The organism is Nocardioides stalactiti, assembly GCF_014180715.1.
Taxonomy (GTDB): Bacteria; Actinomycetota; Actinomycetes; order Propionibacteriales; family Nocardioidaceae; genus Nocardioides; species Nocardioides stalactiti.
Genome location: NZ_JACEFC010000021.1, coordinates 36,160 through 47,773 on the forward strand (window position 1 = coordinate 36,160; position 11,614 = coordinate 47,773).

At 70.5% G+C, this 11,614-nt stretch carries 10 protein-coding genes; 3 read left to right on the plus strand and 7 right to left on the minus strand.

Going from position 1 to position 11,614, the window contains the following annotated elements; genetic code table 11:
- Positions 1-45: 45 nt before the first annotated feature.
- From H0487_RS06535 to H0487_RS06550, 4 genes are read right to left on the minus strand one after another with little or no spacing between them, the layout of a single operon-like run.
- On the minus strand, positions 46-822 hold the full coding sequence (locus H0487_RS06535) for an ABC transporter ATP-binding protein (RefSeq protein ID WP_183093422.1): 777 nt from the start codon (positions 820-822) through the stop codon (positions 46-48).
- Positions 815-1,762, minus strand: coding sequence for an ABC transporter ATP-binding protein (locus H0487_RS06540; protein WP_183093423.1), 948 nt, complete (start codon positions 1,760-1,762; stop codon positions 815-817). Before H0487_RS06540 ends, H0487_RS06535 begins: the two co-directional genes overlap by 8 nt.
- Positions 1,752-2,750 carry a branched-chain amino acid ABC transporter permease gene (locus H0487_RS06545; protein WP_183093424.1) on the minus strand — a complete coding sequence of 333 codons (999 nt, stop codon included), beginning with the start codon at positions 2,748-2,750 and terminating at the stop codon, positions 1,752-1,754. The genes H0487_RS06540 and H0487_RS06545 overlap by 11 nt, the downstream gene beginning before the upstream one ends.
- Positions 2,751-2,760: 10 nt before the next feature.
- Positions 2,761-4,134, minus strand: a complete 1,374-nt coding sequence (locus H0487_RS06550) for an ABC transporter permease subunit (RefSeq protein ID WP_183093425.1) — start codon at positions 4,132-4,134, stop codon at positions 2,761-2,763.
- A 218-nt stretch (positions 4,135-4,352) separates the two neighbouring features.
- Between H0487_RS06550 and H0487_RS06555 the strand changes: the two genes are divergently transcribed.
- The gene (locus tag H0487_RS06555; protein ID WP_183093426.1) at positions 4,353-4,934 is read left to right on the plus strand and encodes a GNAT family N-acetyltransferase; all 582 of its coding nucleotides are present in this window, start codon (positions 4,353-4,355) and stop codon (positions 4,932-4,934) included.
- Between the two features lie 9 nt (positions 4,935-4,943).
- Here the strand turns inward: H0487_RS06555 and H0487_RS06560 are convergent, their stop codons facing one another.
- Positions 4,944-5,369, minus strand: a complete 426-nt coding sequence (locus tag H0487_RS06560) for a PaaI family thioesterase (protein ID WP_183093427.1) — start codon at positions 5,367-5,369, stop codon at positions 4,944-4,946.
- Between the two features lie 41 nt (positions 5,370-5,410).
- On the opposite strand from H0487_RS06560, the gene polA reads away from it, so the two are divergent.
- Positions 5,411-8,116 carry a DNA polymerase I gene (gene polA, locus H0487_RS06565; RefSeq protein WP_183093428.1) on the plus strand — a complete coding sequence of 902 codons (2,706 nt, stop codon included), beginning with the start codon at positions 5,411-5,413 and terminating at the stop codon, positions 8,114-8,116.
- 55 nt (positions 8,117-8,171) lie between these two features.
- Here the strand turns inward: polA and H0487_RS06570 are convergent, their stop codons facing one another.
- Positions 8,172-9,077 carry an alpha/beta hydrolase gene (locus tag H0487_RS06570; RefSeq protein WP_183093429.1) on the minus strand — a complete coding sequence of 302 codons (906 nt, stop codon included), beginning with the start codon at positions 9,075-9,077 and terminating at the stop codon, positions 8,172-8,174.
- Positions 9,074-10,372: a lipopolysaccharide biosynthesis protein gene (locus tag H0487_RS06575; protein ID WP_312855848.1), complete on the minus strand. Its 1,299-nt coding sequence runs from the start codon at positions 10,370-10,372 to the stop codon at positions 9,074-9,076. The genes H0487_RS06570 and H0487_RS06575 overlap by 4 nt, the downstream gene beginning before the upstream one ends.
- Positions 10,373-10,423: 51 nt before the next feature.
- On the opposite strand from H0487_RS06575, the gene H0487_RS06580 reads away from it, so the two are divergent.
- On the plus strand, positions 10,424-11,614 hold a 1,191-nt coding region (locus tag H0487_RS06580), incomplete at its 3' end, for an alpha-(1->3)-arabinofuranosyltransferase domain-containing protein (RefSeq protein ID WP_183093430.1).

Sequence of the window (11,614 nt, forward strand, 5' to 3'; positions counted from 1 at the left end):
CGGGCCCTTTCGCTTATCTGTCCTGCGACTGCTGCTCGGGGACGGTCAGTGACCGCCGAGCGTCCCGAGGTAGAGCTCGATGACCTTGGGGTCCTTGGAGAGGTCCTTGCCGGTGCCGGTGTAGGCGTTGCGGCCGTGGTCGAGAACGTAGCCGCGGTCGCAGATCTGCAGGCAGCGCCGGGCGTTCTGCTCCACCATCACGACCGAGACGCCGGCCCGGTTGATCCGGCGGGTCTGCACGAAGACCTCGTCCTGCAGGACGGGGGAGAGGCCTGCGGACGGCTCGTCCAGGAGGAGCACTGATGGCTCCATCATGAGGGCGCGCCCCATGGCCACCATCTGCCGCTCGCCGCCGGACAGTGATCCTGCACGCTGACTGCGCCGGTCCAGGAGGGCCGGGAACAGCTCACCGACGAACTCGAAGCGCTTCCGGAAGCTGGTGGGACGCTGGTAGCAACCCATCTCCAGGTTCTCCTGGATGGTCAGCGACGGGAACACGTTGTTGGTCTGGGGCACGAAACCGATGCCGGCCGTCACCAGCTTGTCGGCGCGCTGGTTGGTGATGTCCTCACCCTTCAGCTGCACCGTGCCCTCGTTGATCTTGACCAGGCCGAAGAGTGCCTTGAGCAGGGTGGACTTGCCGGCACCGTTGGGCCCGATGATGCCGACCAGCTCGCCCTCCTGGCAGTACAGGTCGGCCCCGTTGAGGATGTTGACGCCGGGCAGGTAGCCGGCGATCAGACCGTCGGCGCGGAGCACCGCGCCGTCGGCCGCGGCGAGGTGTGCCTCCCGCTCGGGGGTGAGGGTGGCTCCGTCATTCATGGCCCTGGGCCTCCTTCTGGATCTCTGCCTCGGCCTCCGCGAGGATCTTCTCCTCCTCCTCGAAGGTGAGCTCAGCGTCGTGGTGGGCACCGAGGTAGGCGTCGACCACGGCCGGGTCGGCCATCACCGTGTCCGGCGGACCTTCGGCGACGACCTTGCCCTGCGCCATCACCACCACCCAGTCGGAGATGTCGCGCACCATGTCCATGTCGTGCTCGACGAACAGCACCGTCCGGCCCTCGTCGCGCAGCGACTTCACGTGGCCCAGCAGTGACTGCTTGAGGGCGGGGTTCACGCCCGCCATCGGCTCGTCGAGCATCACCAGCTCGGGGTCGGTCATCAACGACCGCGCCATCTCGAGGAGCTTGCGCTGGCCGCCGGACAGGGAACCAGCGAAGTCCTCCCGCTTCTCGGCGAGCAGGAACCGTTCGAGCAGGTTGTCGGCCCGGTCGGTGTTGGCCTTCTCCTGGCTCCGCCACAACGGCGCCACCATCGCGGCGAGCAGGCTCTCGCCCCGCTGCGCGGTGGCACCGACGCGCATGTTCTCGATCACCGTCAGCTTCGAGAGGACCTTGGTCAGCTGGAAGGTGCGGACCATGCCCATCCGGGCGACCTTGTAGGCAGGCTTGCGACCCAAGGACGTGCCATTGAAGGACCAGGTGCCGGTGTCCGGGCGGTCGAAGCCCGTGAGGAGGTTGAACAGTGTCGTCTTGCCGGCGCCGTTCGGCCCGATCAGGGCGGTGATCACCCCCCGCTGCACCTCGAGGTGGGCGACGTCGACGGCGGTCAGCCCGCCGAAGGTGCGGGTGACGCTGTCGGCGACGAGGATCGGGTCGGGCTTGGCGACCCCGGGCGTCGGTTCGATGCCCGCCAGAGCGCGTCGGGACGCCTCGACGTCGACGCCCGGCGTCCGGCCCGTGACTTCCTGCTCAGCGTCCATCGATTGCCAGCTCCCTTCGGTCGCCGAAGATCCCTTGTGGTCGATAGATCATCAACAGCATCAGGCCGAGCCCCATGAAGATCAGACGCATCAGGCTCGCCTGGGTGCTGTCCATGATCGAGGCCGGGATGATCGGGTCCGCGCCGGCCGTCATCTGACCGAACGCGATGTCGAGCACGGTGATCAGGAACCAGAAGATGACGGCCCCTGCCACCGGGCCGAGCACACGTGCCGCGCCGCCGATGAGCAGCACCGTGTAGGCGAAGAACGTCACGTCCGTGGCGAAGAACGATGGCCCGACGGTGGCTGAGCGCAGCGCCACCACGAACCCGGCCAGCGCTCCGAAGAGGCCGCCGATGATGAGCGACTGCATCTTGTAGGCGTAGACGTTCTTGCCGAGCGAACGCACGGCGTCCTCGTCCTCACGGATCGACTTGAGCACCCGGCCCCAGGGGCTGCGCATGAGCAGCCAGGTGATCAGGCAGGCGGCGACGACCAGCAGCCAGCCCACCGTCATGACCCAGAAGTCGTTGGGGCTCCACATCACCACCCCGTCGATGCCGACGGGCTCGTCGAACGGGTTCATCTTGCGGAAGGGCTTGATGAAGCCGGTGAGTCCGTCCTGGCCGCCGAGGTCGTCGGAGAACTTCGCGGCGCTGATGACCTGGCGGATGATCTCCGCCGCGGCGATCGTCACGATCGCCAGGTAGTCGGCGCGGAGCCTCAGGGTCGGGACGCCGAGCATCAACGCCAGGATGACGGTGAGGATCACGCCGACCAGGACACCGAGCCACAGGCTCTGCCCCCAGATCGTCGACATGGTGACCATCGCGTAACCGGCCACCATCATGAACCCGGCCTGCCCGAAGTTCAGCAGGCCGGTGTAGCCGAAGTGGATGTTGAGGCCGATCGCGGCCAGGCAGTACACCACGGCGGTCGGACCCAGCGCCTGCTGGAGCGAACCGGTGAGCAACTCGTTGAAGTCCATGGTGGTCTCCTCAGCCGATTCTCTGCGCTTTGCCCAACAGGCCTTGCGGCCTGATCAGCAGGATGACGATGAGCAGGAGCAGTGCGCCCACGAACTTGAACTCGGGATCGACGAAGAGCGTCGACAGCTCGGTGAACAGCCCGATCACGAACGCGCCGACGATGGCGCCCCAGATCGTGCCCAGGCCGCCGAGGACGGTCGCGGCGAAGACCAGCAGCAGGATGCGGAAACCCAGCTGGAAGTCGAAGCCCTGGGTGACGCCGAGCAACGCACCGGCGAGCGCCGCGAGAGCGGCGCCCCCGATCCACACGGTGCCGATCACTCGTTCGACGTTGATGCCGGTCGCGGAAGCCAGGCCGGGGTTGTCGGCGACAGCCCGGGTGGCCTTCCCGAGCCGGGTGAACTGCAACAGGCTGGTGGTGAGGACCAGGACGGCGACGCCGAGCAGGATCACCGTCAGCTCCTTGGGCGTCAGCAGGATGTCGCCGATCTCCCACGGCTCCACGGCGCCGTACTGCGAGTAGTTCCGGGTCTGGGCGCCCGCGAAGTACTGGTAGATGTTGCGGAGGAAGAGCGACAGGCCGATGCTCACGATCATCATCGCGACCAGTCCGGTCCCGCGACGCCGCAAGGGGCGCCACAGCGCCGTGTCGTTCAACCAACCGAAGACACCGCCCACGAGGAACGCCCCGAGGACGCCCACGATCACGGTGATCTCGGTGCCGCCGACCTCGATCCGACCGGGCAAGCGGTCGATGAAGAAGGCCACGAGGGCACCGAAGGTGATCAGCTCGCCGTGGGCGAAGTTCGTCAGGCCGGTGGTGCCGAAGATCATCGAGAGCCCCAGCGCTGCCATCGCCAGCAGGACCGAGAAGACGAGGCCGCCCACCATCAGCTGGAGCGCCTCGGTGAACTTGCTCGGCTTGGCCGGTCCCGCGTCGCCGATCGGGAAGATCACGGTCTGGTCGTTGTCCAGGTTGATGTCGATCGTGCGGCTGGTGATCTCGGGCTTGGTCCCCTCCGGCAACGTCGATTCGTCCAGCACGACCGTGTAGGACTTGCCGAGGTGCTCGATCGACGTGCCGGGCAGGTCGATGACGAACGTCCCGTCCTCGCTGGACGTGGCTTCGCCGAGTTCCTCGCCGGCCTCGTCCTCGACGGTCACCCGGACGCCGGGGACGGCGACGGGCGGCTTCTCGCGGCGGTCGCAGATCCGGCCCAGGATCGAGATCGTGTCGTCGTCCGTCGGCTTGACGAGAGCACACCTCGTTTCGGCCGCGTGGGCGGGCGAGCCCGCCATGACGGTGAGCAGCGCCGCGAGCACGGCACCGAGGAGGACCAGCGCGGTCGTCGCGGTGGCGCCCCTCCGTAGGGCGATGGCCATGGATCTCCTGTCGTGCCGGGCTCCGGCAGCTGATCTTCTCGGAACCAACAGCCGAACTTTATGAGTGATCCGGTCTGAGGGCACCCCCTGCGGATAACGACACGGGAACAGTTCTCCGTGCCCGTCCGGACGCCCGTCAGCATGCCACGCCCTGTCGCCCGTGGCACGGACCGGCGTAAGGTGTCCTCTCACCACAACGTCGACGAGCGGGGGAGTGCATGAGCCGATCGAGCCTGACCCCGAGGATCGCCCGGCGTGAGGACGCCCCGGCGCTCGCCGAGCTCTGGTCGGACGTGCTGCGGCGCGCCGACCGCGCCGAGCAGGTCGCCGACCTCGAGCTCGTCATCAAGGGCGCGGCCGCCTCGCCGGAACAACGGTTCGTGGTCATCGACTTCGACGGTCAGCTCGCCGGAGCCGTGTTCCTCCGGCTGACGACGGTGTCGCCGCTCAACCTCGAGACGTGCGTCCAGTCGATCCAGCCGCGGGTCTTCGACCAGTACCGGCGCCGTGGCGTCGGGCGTGCGCTGATGGAGGCGGCGGTCGTCTTCGCCGAGGAGAACGGCGTGCCGCACGTGTCGACCGCCGTGCCGGCGACGGTCCGCGAGTCGAACCGCTTCATGGCCCGGCTCGCGCTCGCGCCGGTCGCGACCGTCCGGCTCGCGCCGACCTCGCTGGTACGCAGCCGGATCACGCCGGCCGCTCCTCCGGGATCCGGACGGGCAGCCCCCCGCGTGCTCGCCGCGCGGCGCAACCAGCGCCGGGTGCGGGCGACGCGCGTGACGGTTCCGTTCCCGGACTGATCCCGCCCGTCAGCGGGGGTCGACGAGAGCGCAGGTGATGCGCGAGGTGCAGACCCGCTTGCCGCGCTCGTCGGTGATGACGATGTCGTAGGCCGCGCTGGTGCGGCCGAGGTGGATCGCGGTCGCCGTACCGGTCACGACGCCGCTCGTCGCGGAGCGGTGGTGGGTGGCGTTGATGTCGACGCCCACCGACACCTTGCCGAACTGGCCCGCGTGCAGGCCCGAACCGATCGAGCCGAGGGTCTCCGCGAGCGCGACCGAGGCGCCACCGTGGAGGAGCCGGAACGGCTGGGTGTTGCCCTCGACCGGCATCGTCGCGACCACGCGCTCGGGCGAGATCTCGACCAGCTCGATGCCGAGCTTCTCGTTGAGGGCGCCCATGCCGTCGGGCAGCACCGCCAGGAACTCGTCGATCGTGGTCTTCGCGTCGGTCATGGGGACATTCTGCTGTCGGCGGCGATGGATAGAGTCGGCGGGTGCCTGAGTCCCGCCCCCGCCTGCTCCTGCTCGACGGCCACTCCTTGGCGTACCGCGCGTTCTTCGCGCTCCCGGTCGAGAACTTCTCCACGGCCTCGGGCCAGAACACCAACGCGGTCTACGGGTTCACCTCGATGCTCGTCAACGTGCTCCGCGACGAGCAGCCGACCCACGTCGCCGTCGCGTTCGACCTCTCGCGCCAGACGTTCCGGCTGGCCGAGTACTCCGAGTACAAGGCCAAGCGCAACAAGACGCCCACCGAGTTCAGCAGCCAGCTGCCCCTGATCCAGCGGGTGCTCGACACGTTCGCGATCCCGCACCTCACGGCCGAGGGCTACGAGGCCGACGACATCATCGCGACGCTGGTCACCCAGGCCCTCGCCGCCGAGGACGTGGGACCCGACGGCTTCGAGGTCCTCATCCTCACCGGCGACCGCGACTCGCTGCAGCTGGTGACGGAGCGGTCGACGGTCCTCTACCCGATGCGCGGGGTGTCCGACCTGGCGCGGATGACCCCCGCCGCCGTGGAGGAGAAGTACGGCGTCCCGCCGCAGCGCTATCCGGAGCTCGCGGCGATCGTGGGGGAGACCTCCGACAACCTGCCGGGAGTCCCCGGCGTCGGCCAGGGGTTCGCCGCGAAGTGGCTGAACACCTACGACGGGCTCGACAACGTCATCGCCCACGCTGACGAGATCACCGGCAAGAAGGGTGAGGCGCTGCGCGAGCACCTCGGCGACGTGATCCGCAACCGCCGGCTCAACGCGCTCGTCACGGACCTCGACCTCGGCGTCCGGCCCTCCGAGATGGCGCTCCAGCCGTGGGACCGGCAGGCCGCGCTGGAGCTGTTCGACGAGCTCGAGTTCCGCGGCGAGCTCCGCACCCGCACCATCGAGACCCTCGCCGGCGAGGAGCCGATGGAGGAGGGCGGCTTCGAGCTGGCCGGCCGCACCCTCGGCGAGGGCGAGGTGGGGGAGTTCCTCGAGACCCTGGGCGACCAGGTCGTCGGCCTCCACGTCCGCGGCAGCTGGGCGGCCGGGTCCGGTGCGGTCGACGGCATCGGCTTCGCCGTGGCCGACGGCCAGGCCGCCTACGTCGACGTCGCCGCGCTCGGGGCCGACGACGAGGCGGCCCTCGCCGGATGGCTCGCCGACGCGGCGCGGCCCAAGATCCTCCACGACGCCAAGGGCCCCGAGCTGGCGCTGTCCGCCCACGGGTGGGCGTTGGGCGGGGTCGTCAGCGACACCGCCCTGACGGCGTACCTCGCCCGCCCCGACCAGCGCTCCTACGACCTCGCCGACCTCACGCTGCGCTACCTCCGTCGCGAGCTCAAGGGCGAGGCCGACGCCGACCAGGGCGCGCTCTTCACGGACTCGGACCTGGGTGCAGGTGCCGCCGACGTCGCGTCGACGGCGATGCTCTACGCGCGCGCCGTGGTCGACCTGTCGGCCGCGCTCGAGGGCGAGCTGGAGCGGGCCGGGGGCTCGCGGCTGCTCACCGACGTCGAGCTGCCGCTGGTGCACCTGCTGGCGCACATGGAGCAGACCGGCATCGCGGTCGACCTCGACCACCTCACCGCCCTGGAGCGGCACTTCGCCGACGAGGTCCGCAACGCCGCCGAGGAGGCGTTCTCGGTCATCGGCAAGGAGATCAACCTCGGCTCGCCGAAGCAGCTCCAGGTCGTCCTCTTCGACGAGCTCGGCATGCCCAAGACCAAGCGCACCAAGACCGGCTACACGACCGACGCCGACGCGCTCCAAGGGCTCTACGTCAAGACCGAGCACCCGTTCCTGCTCCACCTCCTGCGCCACCGCGACGTGAGCCGGCTGCGCCAGACGATCGAGGGGCTGCTCAAGACCGTCCAGCCCGACGGCCGTATCCACACGACGTTCAACCAGATGATCGCGGCGACCGGGCGGCTCTCCAGCACCGAGCCGAACCTCCAGAACATCCCGGTCCGGACCGAGGAGGGCCGCCGGATCCGGGAGGGCTTCGTGGTCGGCGCCGGCTACGAGTCGCTGATGACCGCGGACTACAGCCAGATCGAGATGAGGATCATGGCGCACCTCTCGGAGGACAAGCTCCTCATCGAGGCGTTCCGGTCGGGCCAGGACTTCCACTCGATCACCGCCGCCCGCGTGTTCGACGTCCCCGCCGACGAGGTGACCTCGGAGATGCGGGCAAAGATCAAGGCGATGAACTACGGCCTCGCCTACGGCCTGTCGGCGTTCGGCCTGTCCCAGCAGCTCGGCATCACGCCGGGCGAGGCCAGCGGGCTGATGGACGAGTACTTCGAGACGTTCGGCGGGATCCGCGACTACCTCGGCACCGTCGTCGACGAAGCGCGTCGGACGGGCTTCACCGAGACGATCATGGGTCGTCGCCGCTACCTGCCGGACCTCACCAGCGACAACCGGATGCGTCGCGAGATGGCCGAGCGGATGGCGCTCAACGCGCCCATCCAGGGCTCCGCCGCCGACCTCATCAAGGTCGCGATGCTCCAGACCCAGCGCGAGATCGACGCCCAGGGCCTTCGCTCGAGGATGCTGCTCCAGGTGCACGACGAGCTCGTGTTCGAGGTCGCCGAGGGCGAGCGCGACGCGCTCGAGCAGGTGGTCCGCGACCGGATGGGCAGCGCCGCGGACCTCACCGTCGCACTCGACGTCTCCGTCGGCACCGGCGCCAGCTGGCACGAGGCTGCGCACTAGGTGGCTGGCGCGAGCGCGTCGCCGACCGTGCTCGCCGCCCGGACCATCGTTCCGTTCAGCCCAGCGCCGTCCCGAGGAAGCCGAGCTGGGCGGGCAGGACGCGGCGCCAGTAGCCGTCGTCGTGGCCGCCGGCGTCGATCTCGGCGGTGACCGCGACGCCGGAGCCGTCGAAGCCGTCGACGTAGTCCTCGACGTCGTGGAAGAACGGGTCACCGCGGCCGCAGTCGATCCGGACGGCGATGCCGTCGAGGTCCTCCTGACGTCCGACCACCGCGTACGCCTCGTACTCATCGGCGTCGGAGAACCCGGTCGGTGACGCGTCGTCGGGATCGCTCCAGACGGCGGGGCTGGCGGCGGCGACGGCGCGCACCCGGTCGGCGCCGAGCAGCGGCCCGAGGCGCAGCGCGCCGTACCCGCCCATCGACCAGCCGAGGAGGCCGATCCGGCCGGTGTCGAGTCCTGTGAAGGTGGGGTCGCCGGTGACGGCGAGGAGCAGCTCGTCGACGACGAGTGCGCCCGCGTCCTCACCGTCGTGCGGGTGCCAGTAGCCGTCGCCGCCGTCGACGCTCACCACCGCGAACGGTGGTACGCCGTCCGCGACCGCGGCGGCGAGGAAGCGGTCGACACCGAGGTCCATCACCGAGGTGTGGTCCCCGCCCAACGCGTGCAGTGCGATCACCACCGGCAAGCCGTCCGCGGTCAGGTCGGGCGGCAGCAGGCACGCCCACCCCACGTCGCGTCCCGGCAGGTTCGGGCTGGTGAAGGTGCTCGTCGACACCGTGCCCGGCACGACGTCCGGGACGGCGCCGTCCTCGCCGTTGAGACCGAGGTGCTCGTAGGCCCACGTGCGCCCGGGCAACCAGTCCCGCTCGACGGCGTAGCCGCCGACCGACGCCGACCCGATCGCGGCCGCCCCGCCGAGCAGGAGCCCGCGGCGACCGATACGGCGGTCGTCCCTCACGCGGCCTCGACCGCGACCGTCTCGGTGCCGCGGCGTCCGCGGAACACCTGAAGGGCAACCAGGAGCGCGACGACCACCACGTCCACGACGGCGACGGTGACGGCGAGCTCGGTGACCGTCGCGGCCAGGGAGCCGCCGCCGACGAGGGCGAGGACGCCGACGCTCACGAGGTACTTGGTCCAGCGGCCACGCTTGGCCAGGCCTGCGTAGACGAGCAGCTGGAGGACCGACAGCAGTCCGCCGAGGACGGCGAACAGCCACAGCTTGTCCTGCACCTCGCCGTACTCGTCGCCGCCGATGAAGACCAGTGCCAGCGAGCTCAGCAGGTAGGTGCCGCCCACGCAGGCGGCGCCCAGGCCGGTGAGGAACGCGAGCCCGCGGAGGACGGCGGCGCGGCTCTCGCCCGCCGTGGACATCGACGGGAACAGGATGACGACGGCGAACTGGGGGAGGAACAGCACCGCCTTGGTGACGATGAGACCGCCGGCGTACAGACCCGCCTGGTGCTCGTCGAGGACGTTGCGGGCGACGACGACGTCGAGGTTGGAGAGGGCGACGAAAGCCAGCAGCGCGAACGAGCTGCCGGCGGTCTCGCGGCGCACGTCGCGGCGCACCTCGCGGTCGTGCGCCGTCACGACGGCGTCGGTCCGGCGACCGCGCAGCGCCCAGGTGCCGATGAGCACCGGCAACCACGACGCGACGAGCACGCCGGCCATGGCGCTCGCCTCGGTCGCGGAGATCGCCAGGCAGGCGCCGCCGATGAGCACCCGCGGCACTCCGACCGAGAGGTAGACGAGGCTGAGCGGCAGCCAGCGCCGCTCGCCCTGGAGCACCCCGGCCTGACCACCCATGACGGTCACGGGGACGACGCACAGCCCCAGCAGCACTGCCGGGAGCAGGCCGTCGAGCCGCAGCAGCCACCACACCAGCGGCGACGCGGCGACGGCGATCGCCCCGAGGACCAGGGCGGCGCGCCAGGTCGCGGTCAGCACCGTGTCCTCGATCGCGGCGACGTCCTCCGGGGCGGCCGCGATCCGGCGCGCCGCGGTGGCCTGGATCCCGAGCTGGACGACGGAGAGGACCATCAGCAGCGCCATCATGCCCGCGACCGCGCCGTACTGGCTCGGGCCGAGGAGCCGCGCCGCGACCATCTGGAACGCGTAGGTGCCGACGTTCATCACGGCCATCGCGATCGCGATGCCGGCGCTGCTGCGCAACAGGCGGAGCACGCGGTGACCGGTGCCGGACGGGGATCCGGAGCCCCCGGGCTGCGTGCGGTCGACGGTGCTCGTCACGGTCTGAGCGTAGACGGCGGCATATGGTTGGCCCGGCCAGGAGGGGGTGTGATGCGGGAGACGGAACGGACCGGGTCCGCGCTCGCTGCGTCCCTCTATGCCGTCGTCGTCCTCCTCATGCTCCTCCAGCAACCCGGCGCGACGACCTACGACACCCGGGCCGAGCTGACGGAACGTCCGGGGGGCTTCCTCGCGAGCGCCTTCACGCTCTGGCACCCCGAGTCGAACTTCGGCGAGTTCCAGAACCAGGCCTACGGCTACCTCTTCCCGCAGGGCACCTGGTTCGTGCTCTGGGACGCGATCGGCGCTCCCGGCTGGGTGACCCAACGGCTGTGGTCGGCACTGCTGCTCATCGTCGCCTGCGAGGGCGCTCGCCGTGTCGCTCGCGCGATCGGGCTGGCCGACCTGCCCGCCCTGCTCGCCGGTGTCGTGTTCGCGTTCTCGCCGAGGCTCCTCGGCACCGTGGCGGTCCAGACGGGGGAGTCGCTGCCCGGCGCAGTGATGCCGTGGTTGGTGCTGGCAGTGGTGCTCCACCTGCGCGGGCGGCTCTCCGCGCGAAGAACGGCGGTCCTCAGCGGTGCCGCCGTCGTGTGCATGGGCGGCGTGAACGCGGTCGAGACGGCCGCCTGCCTGCCGTTGGCGATGATCCTCGTCGTCTGGGGGGCGCGGCACGGCCTGACCACCGCCCGCGCTGCCGCGGGTTGGTTCGCGGCGATCGGCGTCGGCTGCCTCTGGTGGGCGCTGCCGCTGCTCGTCCTCGCCCGCTACGCGCCGCCGTTCTACTCCTACGTCGAGAGCGCGCGCGACACGACGGCCCTCATCGGCTGGTCCGAGGCCGCGCGCGGTGACTCGTCCTGGATCGCCTACCTGGTCTCGGCCGACCAGCCCTGGTGGCCGGCGGCGTTCCACCTCGCCACCGACCCCGTCCTGGTCGCGGTCGCCGCGGTCGTCGCCGGCGTGGGCCTGGTCGGGATCACCCTCCTCGACAGCGGCGTGAAGCGCCCGCTGATGCTCGCGGTCGTCCTCGGCCTCGGTTGCCTGACGGTCGCCCACGGCGGGGTCGCCGGGGCTCCCACAGCCGACCTGGTCCGAGGACTCCTCGACGGCGCGCTCCAGATCTTCCGCAACGTGCACAAGATCGACCCGATCGTCCGGCTGCCGCTGGCGGTCGGCTTCGGCGTCGCCGTCGCGCGCGGCGTCGAGGCGCTCGTCGTACGACGGCCGCGGCTGCGGACGGCGGAG